At 48.8% G+C, this 16,473-nt stretch carries 13 protein-coding genes; 2 read left to right on the top strand and 11 right to left on the bottom strand.

Annotation, left to right across the window (positions count from 1 at the left end; translation table 11 throughout):
- Nucleotides 1-154: 154 nt before the first annotated feature.
- Nucleotides 155-1,534: an IS4 family transposase gene (locus CYPRO_RS06620; protein ID WP_114982649.1), complete on the top strand. Its 1,380-nt coding sequence runs from the start codon at nucleotides 155-157 to the stop codon at nucleotides 1,532-1,534.
- Here the strand turns inward: CYPRO_RS06620 and CYPRO_RS06615 are convergent.
- From CYPRO_RS06615 to htpG, 7 genes are all read right to left on the bottom strand, one after another.
- Nucleotides 1,511-2,611: an STY4851/ECs_5259 family protein gene (locus tag CYPRO_RS06615; protein ID WP_114983852.1), complete on the bottom strand. Its 1,101-nt coding sequence runs from the start codon at nucleotides 2,609-2,611 to the stop codon at nucleotides 1,511-1,513. The genes CYPRO_RS06620 and CYPRO_RS06615 overlap by 24 nt on opposite strands.
- A 535-nt stretch (nucleotides 2,612-3,146) precedes the next feature.
- Nucleotides 3,147-4,136: a hypothetical protein gene (locus tag CYPRO_RS06610; RefSeq protein WP_114983851.1), complete on the bottom strand. Its 990-nt coding sequence runs from the start codon at nucleotides 4,134-4,136 to the stop codon at nucleotides 3,147-3,149.
- Nucleotides 4,137-5,860: 1,724 nt separating this feature from the next.
- A complete protein-coding gene (locus CYPRO_RS06600) occupies nucleotides 5,861-6,043 on the bottom strand; it encodes a type II toxin-antitoxin system RelE/ParE family toxin (protein WP_114983849.1) in 183 nt (60 codons plus the stop codon).
- Nucleotides 6,036-6,311 (bottom strand): hypothetical protein, encoded by a 276-nt coding sequence (locus CYPRO_RS06595; RefSeq protein ID WP_114983848.1) that lies wholly within the window; start codon nucleotides 6,309-6,311, stop codon nucleotides 6,036-6,038. Before CYPRO_RS06595 ends, CYPRO_RS06600 begins: the two co-directional genes overlap by 8 nt.
- A gap of 278 nt (nucleotides 6,312-6,589) precedes the next feature.
- Nucleotides 6,590-7,150: a hypothetical protein gene (locus CYPRO_RS06590; RefSeq protein ID WP_114983847.1), complete on the bottom strand. Its 561-nt coding sequence runs from the start codon at nucleotides 7,148-7,150 to the stop codon at nucleotides 6,590-6,592.
- Between the two features lie 80 nt (nucleotides 7,151-7,230).
- Entirely contained in the window at nucleotides 7,231-7,524 is a 294-nt protein-coding gene (locus CYPRO_RS06585) for a hypothetical protein (protein WP_164682602.1), read from the bottom strand.
- A gap of 924 nt (nucleotides 7,525-8,448) precedes the next feature.
- Nucleotides 8,449-10,350, bottom strand: coding sequence for a molecular chaperone HtpG (gene htpG, locus CYPRO_RS06575; protein WP_114983844.1), 1,902 nt, complete (start codon nucleotides 10,348-10,350; stop codon nucleotides 8,449-8,451).
- Nucleotides 10,351-10,713: 363 nt separating this feature from the next.
- Between htpG and CYPRO_RS06570 the strand changes: the two genes are divergently transcribed.
- A complete protein-coding gene (locus CYPRO_RS06570) occupies nucleotides 10,714-11,082 on the top strand; it encodes a hypothetical protein (RefSeq protein ID WP_124245548.1) in 369 nt (122 codons plus the stop codon).
- 18 nt (nucleotides 11,083-11,100) lie between these two features.
- Here the strand turns inward: CYPRO_RS06570 and CYPRO_RS06565 are convergent, their stop codons facing one another.
- The 4 genes from CYPRO_RS06565 to CYPRO_RS06545 all read right to left on the bottom strand — a co-directional run bounded on the left by CYPRO_RS06565 (nucleotide 11,101) and on the right by CYPRO_RS06545 (nucleotide 14,988).
- Nucleotides 11,101-11,949 (bottom strand): 2,3,4,5-tetrahydropyridine-2,6-dicarboxylate N-succinyltransferase, encoded by an 849-nt coding sequence (locus tag CYPRO_RS06565; protein ID WP_114983842.1) that lies wholly within the window; start codon nucleotides 11,947-11,949, stop codon nucleotides 11,101-11,103.
- 66 nt (nucleotides 11,950-12,015) lie between these two features.
- Nucleotides 12,016-13,086: an aspartate-semialdehyde dehydrogenase gene (asd, locus tag CYPRO_RS06560; protein WP_114985724.1), complete on the bottom strand. Its 1,071-nt coding sequence runs from the start codon at nucleotides 13,084-13,086 to the stop codon at nucleotides 12,016-12,018.
- Nucleotides 13,087-13,506: 420 nt separating this feature from the next.
- Nucleotides 13,507-14,022 (bottom strand): hypothetical protein, encoded by a 516-nt coding sequence (locus tag CYPRO_RS06550; RefSeq protein WP_124245547.1) that lies wholly within the window; start codon nucleotides 14,020-14,022, stop codon nucleotides 13,507-13,509.
- A gap of 198 nt (nucleotides 14,023-14,220) precedes the next feature.
- Entirely contained in the window at nucleotides 14,221-14,988 is a 768-nt protein-coding gene (locus tag CYPRO_RS06545) for a TatD family hydrolase (RefSeq protein WP_114983839.1), read from the bottom strand.
- Nucleotides 14,989-16,473 lie beyond the last annotated feature (1,485 nt).

Here is a 16,473-nt window from a genome sequence, read left to right as displayed (position 1 = left end):
CCACTCAGTATTATATAACTCAACTTTCGCACTTCGACAAAAACGGCGCCTAAGTAGCTATTAATTATACACATAAAAATAGGACAAGCCTTCGATTTTTCTTATATTGTGTTTTTCGCTAAACCAATTAAAATCAATCTAAAAGACCTGTCCTATGCTTGATAAGTTAACACTTTCTTCGGTAATAAACACCCCTTGGGTTCTTGCGTGGTTCAAAAAGTTTTGTGACAGCAAACAACTCAAGCAAGCAGGGTTCTACAAGCGTGCCGGCATGGGGATTGCTCAGTTGCTCCACCTTTTGGTCGTACTACCCATGACCCACCTAAAGGTTTATACTTTCAGTGGTGACTCCCTGCCCGTGGCCGGTCGTGATGCGTTCTACCGCTTGTTAAGCAACACCAGCTATGACTGGCGCATGCTATTGTTATCTATTGCCCTGAAGATGACCCGTCATTTTGATACCCTCACTGATGATGATCAGCCCCGCTATCTTATTTTCGACGATACCGGCTACAAGCGCGATCGCAGTAAATGTGTTGAATATCTGGGTCGTCAACATGATCACAGCCATGGCAGGTATTTCCGCGGCTTTAGGATGCTCACCGCGGTCTGGAGCGACGGACATAGCTGCCTGCCCTTGGGTTTCGAACTGCTTACCAATGAGGACGCCGACAAACGTATCGGTCCGGATCCTAAAGTTGACAAGCGCACCAATGGCGGCAAACGCGTGATCGCGGCCACGCAAAAGGCCACCGATCTGACCATCACCATGGCCCAAAGCGCATATAATCATAAGTTTAAGATGGATTATGTGCTTTTTGACAGTTGGTTCGCATTTCCCCAAGTGATCAAGGAAGTGGCCAAACATACACCTGTAATCTGCCGGGGCAAGAACACAGCGGCATTGAAATTCAAGCACCAGCAAAAAATATACAGTGTTGAAAGCCTGCCTTTAATATTCAAGAAAGGCGGACAGACCTTCAAAAATCCTGACATTATCGGCAGTGCAGTCGTTGAGTTGCTAAATACGAATCTGAAAGTCCGTGTGGTAGTGGTTACCAACAGACATGACCCCGACAAGAAGATTGTCTTTATTTCCACTGATACGCAGCTAAGCGCCGATGAAATCTGCTGCATTTACGCCCGCAGATGGGACATCGAGGTGTGCTTTAAAGCCATTAAACAGCACTTGGGACTGTACTGCATGCAGATGCGCGACTATAGCGGTCTGATCGGTTGCTGCAGCGTTGTTATCATCAGATATCTTATGCTGGCCTATTATCATCGCGGCTGCATCGATGACAGGACGTTACCAGGGATGTTTTATGCCTGTGTTCAGCAGCTGCAGGCAGCAACCATAGAAGCCTGTATCGAAATACTGCGAGTGAAATTTAAAGAGTTCGCCGAATCTAAACAGGCCCAGCTTGTAAGCAATGTACTGGTTGAGTTTCTTCAGATGTTTGAAAACTTCAAATCCGAGATTATGGCCCAATTTGAACCGATTTTTAAGCTAAATTTGAAGTGCGAAAGTTGAGAAAATAATCTGATCGAAAAAAGCTTCCTCTCTGATCTGTATTGATTTTACGGATGAGCTGTATTTACTGTTGCCAATAACGGAATGCAACGTCAGGTGCTCATCATAGCTACCTATGCTTAGCTGCACATTTAACACAAAAGGGTTGTTTTCCGGCACTTTGTAATTAAACTTGTTTAGCAATTGCTCTGCCGAAATAGTGCCTGCAATCTCAATGATCCCCTTGCATGTCAGCCTACCCTTATCATTGATAATGAGATTTCTGTGGATGGTTAGAAAATCGTCAGATATCGTACGCTTTTCGTTCGTAGCCGCAACTACACCCAACAGCTTTGAAATAAGTCTGTCAATTTCTTCGTACGGCGCCGTTATCGGCAGCTCGGTCAACCACTTGCTGTGATTCGACCGCCATTCAGCTAAAATTGCCTTAGTGGTTTGATCGGAAGCTTTTCGCTTAATGTTGAAAAGTACCTCAACGACCTGTGCAAGCAATGCATAAATTTCCTTTTTTCGATAAGTATGTGGCAGAAAATATTGAAGCTCTTCCGCCCAAGTTTCAAGTCTTGACGACGAAACCTCCGCACCCTCTGCATGTTTAACCAGCCTTTCCAGCACCCGGTAGATATTTCCTTCCTGTGAGGTCAAAAAATGAATGGGTAAGCCACCCTGTATTGCAATTGCGCCCAAAAACCTCTTTCCGGAAGTGTCTGCTATTTTTAGGTTCCATCTGCTCAACCCCCTGCTTACACACACGCTGCGCTTTTGGGGTGTAATTTCATCTTCTTCAATACCCAAATCATCAATAATATGCTTCCAGGTCCAGTGACCTCCGGAATATTTTCTCTTCCACCATTCAGCAGCATATAAAACAAACAGTTTATTGAATAGCGGACAGGTATCGATGATTGTATTGACAGACATAAAGGGCGTTCTTTCTGCAACAAACGCCCTCAGAACAGATGTTAAAGCTTCAAATTCTTTCTTGGTTGGCCTAAGCTTGTATAGAGGAACACATTCGTCAGGTTTAAAATCTCTTTGCTGATAAAATTCCTGATGCCAGCTTATTAGTTTATCCATAGGTTAAATGATTACTTGCACATACAATACAATTTTGCTTCCTAAGCTGAAATAATTTAGAAATAAAAGGTTTTATACTTTAATATATTAACAATTTCTTAATCAAACCTAATTACTTCAAAATCTGCCAACATTTATTTCAATACAGCATTAACAGAATATTTTTTACACAAATAGCGGCAAGACATTAGAGTGTTGGGTAGTTAGATATTCACGAGTTTACTGTAGCCTTTAGGTGTCTTTAAATAGAGTAGTTCAGTCAGTCATACCCATAGGTAGGCCTATTCTTCGGCAATTAACTTAATCACATTTCAAAGATTCACCCTCATGGTCCAAATTGTATGAGGCGAAGCGTTCTGCTTATCTAAGGCCATGTATCATCTATAACTTAAGCAAAGTGACGGATGGGTTTCATTGTTGTGTTTTAGCGCTGTGTTAGAATATCATGTTGAACAGCTCGTGGATTGTAGCATACAAATCGTTATCCTTAAGCAGTTTATGTGCAGGCAAGAAGAGCTTTACCCAATGCAAGATACTATTCCCATGTCTTTTCGCTAAGCTTTCGGGCAAGCTCGTTAGCAGTATCAAAGGCACCCACAATATTTTTGAGGTTTGTTAAACGTGCGCCCTGAATGCCCCCTGAGGATACCTTCACGTAATTTGTGGGGACAGCTTCCTTTCCACAGAAAAAGCGATACCCGCGCTGCACATCATAGCCGCACATTTTTTTGGCCTCTGCAATCACTTCAATGATTTTATCGTCATAAGCATCGGTTACTGTTCCCTGCACATGCGTCTTTTCAATCGTTGTGCCGTCATACGTAATATCAAAAACAGCATCAATTTCCCAAAGACACTGTACTGTCTTCTGCGCGTAAATCCCGATATAGGAGTGCTTGGTGTATCCACGGTCAGCCGGCTGGAAGTAAATCCCATACTTTTTATTCAGATCAAGACTGTTGCCACAGGGCACAATCCGCATCAGATAAGATGACTGATCGAAAAGGCCGGTATCGTTGCAGTATTCCACGTAGTCATCAACCAAATCATTCATTTCATTCTCGTGCGGCTGAAACAGGTCTTGTACAGCATTGCAGATCTTCTCGTAGGTAACATTCCTGAAGATCACATCCTTGGCCTTATTTTTGATACTGTTAGCGATTTCATCCATGGTGCTTTTGCCAAGTTCCTGCACGGTGAGCAGCAGCAGTATTTTTTGTTCTTCATTGCCAAAGCCCTCGGCATGCCGGAGCAGCTGATGTACATCGGCAGGAGCAGTCACCTTCGATTCAAGGATAATTTTAAAGCTGCGCTGCATAATGGTGCCATCCGGCACAGACTTATTCGCCTGCCTTTGCTGCGTAATTTCTAAGCCGATATCAACAGATTCATCGGTAATATCGGACAAAAGCTTTGAAGCCAGCACCGGGGAATAGCTATAAATACGGGCAAGCAGCTGAAGGGTGTTGTTCGTTACGGTGTTTTCAAGCGTAGAGTACCGCTGGAAGTAATGAATTTTAGACATTTTTTTGATTGATTTATTTACCTGTAGCTTCTCTAAAACAGGTACATTGGCATTACCTTTTTCATGATAATTTTGAATACGATGCTAAAATTGGCTGCGTATTCAAAATACCGTTTTGGTAAGCTTAAAGTGATGGGATAGGATTTTTGAATGCAAGCGTCAAGTTGTGCGATAAAATAGCAGATTGACGATTATTCGGCAGAGCGGCCATATAAAAATAAGCAACAAAAGCTTACCCGACCGCACGAAATGGGTTATTAGTTTCCTGCTTTAAAAAATTGGCGCTGTGATAAGCTAAGTACTTTTTACGCTTATCTGTGGAAGCTGTTGATATATCTTCAGACTTCGAAAACGATTTTAGATTCAGACGTATCCCATTGATTTCAAGACTGATGAAACTCTGCTCATACCCCGCCCTATCAGATTAATCCGCATTTCATCATTTGCGGATCAATCATCCAAAAAATCAAAAAAACGGTTCATCTCGAACAGCAGGCCATGGCAACACTGCAATCAAAGCCCACGCAATACAACCTGCACCGGCATCACATCGAAGCATCATGTGAGAGATCGCCAGCGGCTGTTCGGCCCCGATATGGATCAACGCTACCGTGCCCTCCACCAAGAGATCCTTCGACTCCGCTACGCTCCGCATAGGATGAAAGGTGCCGCCTCGCGTCAAACGGCCCGGCATGCCGGGCCGGGGTGGTGGAGAGGCAGGTGCTACCATGCTACTAAGCTGTCGCTCCCACCGGAGCTGGTTCGAAATCAGAAACAAAAAACGGGTTATATCGAACAACAGAACATGGCAACGCAGCACTCAAAGCCGCAACAATACGGCCTGCACCAGCACCCCATCGAAGCATCACGTGAGAGAAGTCCTGCGGTTGTTGGGCCCCGATATAGATCAACGCTACCGTGCCCTTCACCACCAGATCATTCGACTCCGCTGCGCTTCGCCCAGGATGACACCCCCCACGCGTCAAACGGCGCGACACACCGCGCCGGGGTTTTAGTAAATGCCCCTGTCATCCTGAGCGGAGCCGGAGCGCAGCGGAGGTGGAGTCGAAGGATCTCGTAATAAGGGCTGCTATGACCGAAATGATTCCGTGTTCTATCCAAACGGAAGGAGATCCCTCACATGAATTCTTCATCAACACCGCGACTTAACAACTATCAGCGGCTTCGATTTACCTCCTGCCAAACGATAACTGTTCGGGATGACCCGCCGGGCTTGGGTTGTTTTTGGTGGCTGTTTTCACATCATCCTGTCCATCCTGTAATCCTAAAATCCTGTTCAAAAAACTACGGGGCGAAAACTCCGGTCTGCGCCCAAACAGCACGAATGACATCGCGAGCAATCTGTCTTTCGTGGCACTATAACCTCCGTGCCCGTCACACCCCGTCCCGCCGGCTTCGGGGCGTTTGCCACTTCGGGGGCCCTTTTTGTAGCTTCTTGCCGCTGAGGAAGTCTTTCCCGGGGCCACCCCTCTCGAGAGGGGAATTTTATACCCCAAATAATAACAGCTTGATAAGCTTTATTTAAACCCCACCAAGTTATCCCACAGTCCTATAATTCCTGTTCAAAAAAAGCGAACTAAAGTTTGACCGTTAAAATTTTAGCTTATCAGGATCTTGCCTGTTATCGTAAATTCTAAGGAGATCAATCGAATTCTTGTCTTCGCGATAGTACAAGGTATTGTGTTTGGTCAACACACACTTTCTTACTTTTTTTCCTTATGTATGAGCGGGTATTGGCCGGGGCTATTGGTTATCTGTGATAAAGCCGAGGATGTGATTTCAATAAAGTGCTCTACGACCTTGAAGTCCCAGTTTTCCATAAGGTAATCGAGGATGGCTGAAAAGTCCAGCTCCGCTGAGGGTGACCAAATGACTGGTTTAGACATTCAGGTATTTCTCTCGAATATTTGCCATAACTTTTTCGCCGGGAATCCCAGCTCCCGCCTCTATTTCTGCTATCGCATCTAAGATGCCTTTCCTTTGTGCATCGGTCAGCGCTTCCCAATGCTCCGTATCAACATCATTCTGCGCATGCACATGCGCATGCTCACGTTCATAAGCCTGAAGCATGTCATGCAGCTTTTCCAATTGATTCTTATCCAGCGCGTCAACCTGCCGGAAAATTTTGAGTTTCAGTTCAGATACGGTCATCATGCTAACTACTTATTTTCAAGAGTGTTAATAGTATTCACTGCGCCTCACAAGATTGTTGAACCCGATTGTTGAGGGAGCAATAAGAAAAGTTTCAGGAGTGCAAGGGTTAGGTTTAGCTTACCTGCAAGAGGCTAAGATTGAAGGAATATAGCTGACCTTGCCAAAGAAGCAAAACTAAATCATAATTAGCCGCTATGGTTTAAACATAAAACATGCGAAAAGTATATCCAATTGTCATCAGGGCCGCATTTACAATTGTCCCTCATGATGGGTTTGGGCTACATATCACCGTCGATTTCGAAAAGTCTCTGAAGCTCACGAATAGTGTCAGACATAAAGTCTGAATATCCCCACCCTATGTTCTGAGATTCTATGTATAGCTTCTTTAACCGGTCCCTAAATACCGCATAAAGCTGCGGATGTTCCCGAATATATTTACAAAATGCAATGAACATGGACTCAACGGAATCATAAAAACGTTCATCAATGTCCCCAAACTCTTTGGTGACTTCATTCCCAACTTCCACATAGTAAAGCTTCAGATCTGCAATGTACCTTGGGTATTTTTTGAGCATCTTGCTGTAATCGCTGACTTCCTTTCGTGCACTTTTAAGATCAAGCTTAAGATCAAATTCGGATTTTCCGTAAAAATGCAACCGGATTTTATTCTTAGCCTCATCAACAACCGTTTTAGAATAAGCTTCATCGGAGCGCTGCACAAATAATTTGATGAACTGTTCATTTTTCTTTGAATAATTACTCAGCGCTATGATGACTTCCCGAAGGGCTTCGGGTTCAAGATCGCTAATCAGCGTTCTGACAGAGATTTGGCGTTTCATAGGATAATATTGATGAATTTTAGTAAAGCTGACGTACGAGTATTTTAAGGCTACTTTACTGAATACAAAATATACCTCAGCTACAATTTCCGCGTGGTCCACCCACTATAATCGTAACAAGCAACCTGCACGGACCCGTCTGCCGGATTGCGGCTCAACGGCTGAAGATGCTCGCCGCAATAAGGGCAGTGGGAAATTTCTGCAACGGTAGTCCATATAAGATCTCCCACATCATCGAGGTATTCGTTCTCTTCGAGATCATCTTCCGTAGCTTCCCGGAAAATTTCAAGCACCCAGCCCGTATCAGGACCGAAATATGAGCTGCCTTTTGAAATGAGAATGTTGATCGGGAGATTCGGACAAGCGTGATTCATCAGCGGGTGATTAGGATGATTTGATTCATAAAAAAGGTCTTGCATGAAGATACGCTTACTATCTAAAAAAATAACCATCGTGCTACCAAGATGTCGCTGCTGCCGAGGTTGTTTCGATATCAAAAAATATAAACGAGTCATCTCGAACAGTGGAATATGGCAGGGCTGCATTCGAAGTCTTAACTATCTGATCTGCATGTGCTGCCGATCAAAGTATCATGTGAGAGATCTCCTGCGTCAGACCTGCCCCGAGGTACACGAATACACCGGTTTATCCATCAAGGCCTATTCCAGCAAAGGAGATCCCTCACATAAATCCTTTTCGAATACCGCGATTTAACAACTTACGGCGGCTTCGATTTACCTCCTGCCAAACGATAACTGTTCGGGATGACAACGGCGGGATTGGGTTGTTTTTGGTGGCTGGTTTCACAACATCGTCCTTCCCCCGCCGGTCTGTGCGTTCAATCGGGATATACAATAGCAGTAGCTGCGATGAATCTGATGTTGTTAATTTTTGTATATAAGTAAATCAGTACGCTTATAAAAGCCAAAAACACCCCGTTTTTGGCGCGTTCAGGGCGCTTGTATGCTATCTTGTTTACAATGATTGCTCCGGGAATGCTCCGGCATTGCTCCCGGAATAGTCCGGAAGATATCCCTGCATTTTACAATTACGTCTCAACGGGCTCTAAAATTGGTCGAAGGTGCTGCGCGCAAAACCTTTCTCGTACCCTACCCTTTGGAAGCGAGCAGACCTTAAGGGGATTTTTAACGGCACCATCTCACGTGTAAGGTGCCATATAGCGTCCCCACATGCGCTGCATTCAGCTGTACCGTCCACCCCAAATGCAAAAAAGGCAGCCACACCTTTTTCGGTATGACTGCCTTCTTTATACATCTTAGGGCTGAATCAGTTAGCGGTTATTTTTCGCTTTGATTCTCACTTTTGTTTCCGCTTTCGCTTTCTGTTTCGCCTTCACTTGCGAGGGAGAGGAAGCGGGTCATGCGGTTGATGAATTCGGTTGGGGAGTCGAGTTGTCCCTGCAGGAGCAGGGCGCCTTCGTAGAGTTGTTCGGCGAAGAGTTTCACCCGCTCGGACTGCCCTTTTTCGGTAAGGGCTGACATGTTTTTGATGAGCTGATGCGAGGGGTTGATCTCGAAAATCCGCTTGGAAGGCGGCATTTCCTGATTCATCATTTTCATCATGTATTCCATCTGTGTGTCCATGCCTTCTTTGCCGACCGTGAGTGTGGCTGCGGATTCAACAAGACGCTTCGAGGCGGTTACATCTTCGACCTTGTCGCCGATGGCTTCTTTGATGACGGCAATCAGCTTGTCAAGCGGTTCGCCGCTGAGGGCGTCCTGCGCGGATTCATCGTCTTTGCCGAGGTCGATGTCGGATTTTTCGATGCTTGCGAACTCTTTTTCCATGAAGTTCATCAGGCCGGGCACTACAAAGGTATCCGCAGGATCGTGCAGCAGCAGCACTTCTACATCCTTCTTTTTGAAGTACTCGAGGCGCGGGTCGTTGCGAAGCTCTTTCAGGCTCTGACCGCTGAGGTAGTAAATCTGCTTCTGAAAATCAGGCATATGCTCCACATACTGCTTGAGCGAAACGAGCTCGTCGTCGCCGGATTTAGTGGTCTGAAAACGGAGCAGGTTGATCAGCCGCTCGCGGTTGGTGAAGTCGCTGTTGATGCCGCTTTTGAACAGCGGACCAAACTCGGTGAGGAAGGTCTTGAATTTGTCAGTTTCGCTTTCCGCCCAGTATTCGATCATGCCGAGGATTTTGCCCACGAGCACATCCTTAATTTTATTCATGATGGGCGAATACTGCGTCACTTCGCGGCTCACGTTCAGCGGCAGGTCTTCGCTGTCCACAAGGCCTTCCATGAAGCGGAGGTATTCAGGCAGCAGGGGCTCGCAGTCTTCCTGCACAAATACGCGGTTGGAGTACAGCTGAATGGATTTGAGCTCTTCGTTCTGAAAGAAGTTGGGCTTGCGCTTTTTGGGCACAAACAGCAGCGCCTTGAAGTTCATCCGGCCTTCCATGGCGAGATGCAGGTGATCAAGCGGCTCATTGAAATCGTTGGACACGAATTTGTAGAACTCGTTGAGCTCTTCATCGGTGATGTCGTTTTTGCTTTTCTGCCAAAGCGCTCCTTTTTTGTTGACTTCTTCTTCCCCTACCACAATCGGGTAGTCCACGAAGTTGGAGTACTTTTTGATGATGCTTTTCACGCGCCAGTTTTCGGCGAATTCTTTGTGCTCTTCTTTCAGCTTGAAGGAAATTTTGGTTCCGCGCTGCGTCCTGTCGGATTCTTCAATGGTGAAGGTACCCTTGCCGTCTGAAACCCATTTCATGGCCGGCATTTCGGGATTGGCGTGCTTGGTTTCTACGGTGATTTCATCAGTCACCATGAAAGCGGAATAAAAGCCGACGCCAAACTGCCCGATCATATTGCCATCGAGCTTGCCCTTGTTTTCCTGCATTTGCTTGATGAACTCCAGGGTGCCGGAACTTGCAATGGTACCGAGCCGTTCTACGAGCTCTTGTTCCGTCATGCCGACGCCGGTGTCTTCGATGGAGAAGGTTTGTTCTTTTTCGTCGAGCGTAATTTTGATCTGCAGCGGATCATCGGCACTTTGTACCGTTTCGTTGGTGAGCTGCATGAAACGCACCTTGTTCAGGGCGTCAGAGGAGTTGGAAATGAGCTCGCGTAAGAATACTTCCGGATTGGTATAGAGCGAATTTATGATAAGGTGAAGCAATTGCTTCATCTCTGCCTTAAATTCAAACTGCTGACGGGTTTGTTCTGACATAATGTTGTATCTGTTGGTCTTTGGGTGAAGATGTGTGTTATATTTTTACCTGCACCCATCTAAGCAAAGTCAGTGCCAAAGCCCTTTTAACAGTCCAATTCCGACAATTCCCCTTTCCTGATTTTAAAAATGCCGCACATTTCTCAGTCTTTCCGTCAGCTATTAGCAGGCGCAAAAAAAAAAGCCGGCCCACTCAAGGTGCCGGCTTTTTTGGACTGTAGAATAGGTGTGTAAACAGCATTGCTACGTGAGCACTGACTTACACACCTTATAGAGCCCTAAATGCGGGAAACCTTACAGTACTATCTCAACTTTTTTTATTTTTTCTCACGCAATAATAACAGCGACTTACGAAACACATTCATGAAAATTCCCTTTTCCATCGAAAAAAAAACGCTGATCAGCCGCGAATCGGGCGGCACGTTGAGCCTGCACGGCGATGACCTTGTTTTTCGGTTTTCGGATGAAAACCTTCCATCGCCCTGGCACATCCCCCTGCCGCAAATCAAGTACATCAGCCTTGACATGCAGCTGACCGGGGGCAAAGTGACCCTTCATACGCTGAGCCGTGAGCTTGCGGCTCCGTTTACCGATGGCGAGGACGTTTCGTTTACCCTGAACATAAAAAAGGCGCATGCTTCCGAAGCGAAATCTTTCATTCGCTTCGTGAAGCTGCGCCTTGCTGAAACCATTGTCCGCGGCCTTTCAGAAAATCCCTACACGCAACAGTAGGGTACTGCGGGGCCCGGTTTACCTGAGCAGGCTTTCGAGGGTTGTTGCGGCATCGGTTTTATCATCGCGGTATTTGATGATGATGGGGCATTGCACGGCAAGTCCGTTTTCGGCGGCCCAGCTGTTGCCGCTGATGGCGCGTGTGCCGGGAATCACAACCGCGTCTTCGGGAATCTCGAGGGTTTTGCCGGCTTCCGCACGGATGATACGCTTTTGCACGAGGTCGTACACAGGGGTCGAGCGGGTGAGGACAACGCCCGCACCGATCACCGCGCCTTTGCGCACGATGGTGCCTTCGTAAATGCCGGTGTTGCCGCCAATCATACAGTCGTCTTCCACAATGACGGGTACGGCCCCGATGGGCTCAAGCACCCCGCCAATCTGTGCGGCTGCGCTCAGGTGCACGCGCTTGCCGATCTGCGCACAGCTGCCAACGAGGGCGTGACTATCAACCATGGTCCCTTCATCTACATAGGCGCCGCAGTTGACGTACATGGGCGGCATCATGGTGACCTTGTTGCCGATAAAGGAGCCCCGGCGTATGGTCGAGCCGCCCGGCACAACGCGGATGGTCCGCGCGGGTCCGTCAACATACTGCGTCGGATAGGTGTCTTTGTCGAAAAATTTGAAGCTTGAGTCCGTGCCCATGGGCACGACTTTTCCGTATTTGAAGCCCAGTAGTATGCCTTGCTTCACCCAGCCGTTTACGGCCCAGCTGCCATCCGCCTGCGGACTTGCAGCGCGGATTTCACCGGATTCAAGTGCCTGAAGGAAGCTTTCAAAGCTTTCAAAAAAGCCTTCGGGAGCAGTTGAAGCGGCGGCTTCAGCGGTTTTAGTAACAAATGCTTCGAGTTGTGTAACAGTCATGGAATTGCGTGGTTTTGGTGTCTTTTTTTGTAGGGTGATGGGTCCGGAAGCCTGAACCGGCCTGCCTTAGTTCCGGCTGCGGATGCGTTTTTTGGCAACCAGCATTTCGGCGTTGAGCACCGCTCCGCCGGCAGCCCCGCGAATGGTGTTGTGCCCCAGGGCAGTGTAGGCAAAATCGAAGAGTCCGGCTTTGCGTAGGCGGCCCATGGTGACCTGCATGCCGTTTTCGTTGGGGGCGTGTAGCTTGGGCTGCGGGAAGCGGGGTTCGTCGTAAAGCAGCACCGGCTGTTCGGGTGCCGAAGGAAGGTCAAGCCCTGCCAGCGGACTCTGCCAGTCGGCGTAGGCTTGTTGTGCGTCCTGTTCGGACACGCCCGGGGTCGCGAGTTTTACAAGCACGGAAAGCAGGTGCCCTTCCACGACCGGCACGCGGTAGGCCGAGGCGTGTATGCCGATGGTGCTGTTCTGCACGGTGCCGTCGGCCTGCAGTTCGCCCATCAGTTTGAGGGGCTCCCACATGATTTTTTCTTCTTCCCCGCCGATATAGGGCACAACGTTGCCTAAAATATCGAGACTCGGCACGCCGGGATAGCCTGCACCTGAGACGGCCTGCATGCTCGTAACTACAACGGAATCAATGCCGAAGGCGTCCGCGAGGGGTTTGAGGCTGAGTACGAGGGGCACGCACACGCAGTTTGGATTGGTGACGATAAATCCGCGCCCGCTCGGGTCGAAGGTCTGATGCGCGATCTGCGCGATATGATCGGGGTTGACTTCCGGCACGAGCAGGGGCACGTGTGCTTCGCGGCGGTAGTTGCGGGCGTTGGTAACGACGGGGATACCGGCTTCCGCAAAGCGGCGCTCAATGTCACCGGCAACGGCAGCGTCCATGCCAGAGAAGACGAAATCGACTTCGGGCAGGGCTTCGGGCTCGCAGGCGCGCACGGTCATGCCAGCGACGGCTTCGGGTACGGGGATGGGCTCGATCCAGTGTGCGGCTTCGGCATAGGGCTTGCCGGCTGAGCGGGAGGAGGCTGCAACCGCAGCAATTTCAAACCAGGGATGATCCGCAAGCAAGCGGATAAATTTCTGACCAACGGCACCGGTAGCACCCAGTACCCCAACTTTTAATCTGTTCATAGCTTTGGTTTTTCTGAGCATTCAGGGGATGACCTTGTGCCGCTGTTGAAGGGCTGTGAAGGTCATCTGTTTAGGTTTATGCGTGAAAAGGGGGGAATCTTATGTCGCGCCAAATATACGGAATCAGCGGCACACCCAAACCGGGCTTCCGAGAGGGGCGTGCGAATGCCGCGGGGTAATGTGCATGGGTGTGCTGCAGGTCTTCCTGAAAAACGGTGTTCACAAAAAAAGGCTCCGGAGAGCCTTGTGTTACAGTCGTTTATGGCAGGGGTTGATGCCTTGTTTCAGGGACCAACTTCCCAAAAAAAGCAACGCATTCATCTTAGGTTTGGGGTTTCGCAATCTATCACGGACCCCCTGATGTTCTGGAAGTTTCCCCCAAAAATAAAAAAATGAGGGCGCTACCCCGGCAGCGGGGGTTCAGACACCCGTGCTGACACCGCGTTCTTCGAGACGTTCTTCGATTTGGCGGAGGAGGCCTTCGTAGAAGCGGGCGTCCCGCATGCGGCGCTGTGTGTTGGCGGTGTTGATGCTGCCGTACTGCGCGGGCGAAGGCGGGAAGATTTCCACGAGGTTGAGGATGACGCGGGTGCCGCCGTCAACAGTTGGGTTTAGGGTGAGCTCGGCACGGACGTGCTCGGAGAGGCTGGAGCTGTATCCGAAAAAGCGTTCTTCGCTGCCGGTTGAGCCGGGATTAATGAAGTCGGCCTGAATGAGGCCATCGGCGGAGTTGGAGCGGCGTACGACGAAACCGTTTTGGTTGAGGGCACTGAGGGTGGCCTGAAATACGTCGTAGGTGTCGCTTTCGAAGGTTGCATTGTTGACTTCGCTGAGATCAACCCGCGATGCATTTGTGGCTGAGCATGCAGACAGGGCAACTATCGTCAGCATGAGGATCGCTGAGAGGATGAATAGTCTTGATGAAGCAGATGACATGGATGTGTTGATTTGTTTTGAAATGGCCTGCAATAATAAGGATAAGTCTGTTTTGTCAAGCGCTGATTTACAATTTGAAACTGCGGGTAACAAGCTATATTGGCTGCCTTAAAGCCTTGGCTTCAGAAAAGCGGTTCTAAGCAAATTTTAGGCTTATTGGAAAAATACCCTAACATTTTCAGGCTGTAGCCCCGCTTGCTACCGTATGATGCGAGGAAACAGCCTGCGGGCGTTTTCGGTGGTGATGCGGATGATATCGGCTTCGCTGCGGTCGAGGAGCGCGGCGAGACGAGTTGCGACGAGTGCGGTGTAGGCAGGTTCGTTGCGTTTGCCGCGGTAGGGCGCGGGCGCGAGATAGGGAGAATCCGTTTCGAGGATGAAGCGTTCGGACGGCAGCTCCGGCAGGATCTTGTCGAGTCCGCCGTTTTTGAAGGTTGCGACCCCGCCTATGCCGAGGTACAGCCCGAGGTCGATGGCGCGCCGGCCTTCTTCGATGGTGCCGGTAAAACAGTGCCATACGCCGGTGAGACGGCCGTCTTGCTGTTCTTCGATGAGGTCGAGGAGGTCGGCTGTTGCTTCGCGGTTGTGCAGTACGATGGGCTTTTGCAGGGTCTTGGCGACTTTGCAGTGCCGGCGCAGGCTGATTTTTTGCTCTTCGACAAATTCGGTGCTCCAGTAGTAATCGAGACCGGTTTCGCCCACCGCGACGATGTCGTTCGCGGCGCAGGCGGCGAGTAAGGAGGCTTCGAGGTTGCAGCGGCTGTTGTTGATTTCGCAGGGGTGAACGCCCATCATTTTGTGAAGCCTGATGCGCGCATGCGAGAGCCGGTCCATCTGCGGAAGCGAATCGAAGTCAATGGCCGGCATGAGGATGTCGGTAAGTCCGGCTTCAGCGGCACGGTCGAGGGTTTCGGTGAGGTCGTCTTTGAAATGCGGCAGGTAGATGTGCGCGTGCGTATCGATCAAAACGGGAAATTCCTGATGAATGTGTCTTAATGAACGGTTTGTATGTGCGCCCCAAGATACGGAGGATGCGGGAGTGGATTGGGGCGTATTTTGGGGATGGGCAGGGAGGCAAAGCGATGCCGGTAGAGACGCAAGGTTTTGCGTCTCTGAACCATTTTTAGGGTGAGAGATGAAATAACGGCGTCATCCCGGAAATGCTGCAAATCGGTGTTATTTTTACCTTCTCGAAAAGACGTGCAGCATTATCCGGGATCTACCAAGCGGGAGCTATCGCTATGTAATAGCGGGCTTGGGATGCCTGTGCTAAAATGTCTTGGACAATATTTCGATGCCCGCTACTGGCAGTGACACAAATGAAAGCTGGTAGATCCCGGATAACGCCACTGGACTATGTTTATAGTTATCAAGTACCTGAGTGGGCGTTTCCGGGATGACGCTGTAAGGCTTTGATGGGCTTTGGGGGCAGAGCGTATAGTTGGGGCTTTGATTGCGGTGTGGCTATGCTCCGGTGTTGGGATCACGCGTTTTTATTCTGGGTTATAAAACATCGCAAAGACGCAAGGTTTTGAGTCTCTAAGATGTATTTTTGTAAAAATATGCCATAACGGCGTCATCCCGGAAATGCTGCAAATCGGCGTTATTTTTACCTTCTCGAAAAGACGTGCAGCATTATCCGGGATCTACCAAGCGGGAGCTATCGCGATGTGATAGCAGGTTTGGGGTGCCTGTGCTAAAATGTCTTGGACAACATTTGGATGCCTGCTACAAGCAATGACATAGGTCAAAGCTGGTAGATCCCGGATAACGCCGGTGGACTATGTTTATAGTTATCAAGTACCTGAGTGGGCGTTTCCGGGATGACGCTGTAAGGCTTTGATGGGCTTTGGGGGCAGAGCGTATAGTTGGGGCTTTGATTGCGGTGTGGCTATGCTCCGGTGTTGGGATCACGCTTTTTTTTCTGGGTTATAATACATCGCAAAGACGCAAGGCTTTGCGTCTCTAAGATGTGTTTTTGTAAAAATATGCCATAACGGCGTCATCCCGGAAATGCTGCAAATCGGCGTTATTTTTACCTTCTCGAAAAGACGTGCAGCATTATCCGGGATCTACCAAGCGGGAGCTATCGCGATGTGATAGCAGGTTTGGGATGCCTGTGCTAAAATGTCTTGGACAACATTTGGATGCCTGCTACAAGCAATGACATAGGTCAAAGCTGGTAGATCCCGGATAACGCTGATGGACTATGTTTATAGTTATCAAGTACCTGAGTGGGCGTTTCCGGGATGACGCCGTAAGGCTTCAATGGGCTTTGGAGGCAGAAGGTATAGGTGGGGCTTTGATTGCGGTATTGCTATGCCCCGGTGTTCTGGATGATGCTTTTTTATTTTGGATTACAATACATCGCGGAGAGGCGATTCATCGCGTTTCTGCAACACCCGCGCCCCACGTACGGGATAACCTTTCGGGGATTGGGTGCATATAAAG

The organism is Cyclonatronum proteinivorum (assembly GCF_003353065.1).
In the GTDB taxonomy this organism is placed as follows: Bacteria; Bacteroidota; Rhodothermia; order Balneolales; family Cyclonatronaceae; genus Cyclonatronum; species Cyclonatronum proteinivorum.
Note: the sequence above shows the minus strand (reverse complement) of the source record. Positions and strands in the feature narration are given on the sequence as shown.

Excerpts from the sequence above, each read along its gene's own strand:
- CYPRO_RS06620 (WP_114982649.1), top strand. The coding sequence starts at position 155 with ATGCTTGATAAGTTAACACTTTCTTCGGTAATAAACACCCCTTGGGTT.
- CYPRO_RS06615 (WP_114983852.1), bottom strand. The coding sequence starts at position 2,611 with ATGGATAAACTAATAAGCTGGCATCAGGAATTTTATCAGCAAAGAGAT.
- CYPRO_RS06610 (WP_114983851.1), bottom strand. The coding sequence starts at position 4,136 with ATGTCTAAAATTCATTACTTCCAGCGGTACTCTACGCTTGAAAACACC.
- CYPRO_RS06600 (WP_114983849.1), bottom strand. The coding sequence starts at position 6,043 with ATGTCTAAACCAGTCATTTGGTCACCCTCAGCGGAGCTGGACTTTTCA.
- CYPRO_RS06595 (WP_114983848.1), bottom strand. The coding sequence starts at position 6,311 with ATGATGACCGTATCTGAACTGAAACTCAAAATTTTCCGGCAGGTTGAC.
- CYPRO_RS06590 (WP_114983847.1), bottom strand. The coding sequence starts at position 7,150 with ATGAAACGCCAAATCTCTGTCAGAACGCTGATTAGCGATCTTGAACCC.
- CYPRO_RS06585 (WP_164682602.1), bottom strand. The coding sequence starts at position 7,524 with ATGAATCACGCTTGTCCGAATCTCCCGATCAACATTCTCATTTCAAAA.
- htpG (WP_114983844.1), bottom strand. The coding sequence starts at position 10,350 with ATGTCAGAACAAACCCGTCAGCAGTTTGAATTTAAGGCAGAGATGAAG.
- CYPRO_RS06570 (WP_124245548.1), top strand. The coding sequence starts at position 10,714 with ATGAAAATTCCCTTTTCCATCGAAAAAAAAACGCTGATCAGCCGCGAA.
- CYPRO_RS06565 (WP_114983842.1), bottom strand. The coding sequence starts at position 11,949 with ATGACTGTTACACAACTCGAAGCATTTGTTACTAAAACCGCTGAAGCC.
- asd (WP_114985724.1), bottom strand. The coding sequence starts at position 13,086 with ATGAACAGATTAAAAGTTGGGGTACTGGGTGCTACCGGTGCCGTTGGT.
- CYPRO_RS06550 (WP_124245547.1), bottom strand. The coding sequence starts at position 14,022 with ATGTCATCTGCTTCATCAAGACTATTCATCCTCTCAGCGATCCTCATG.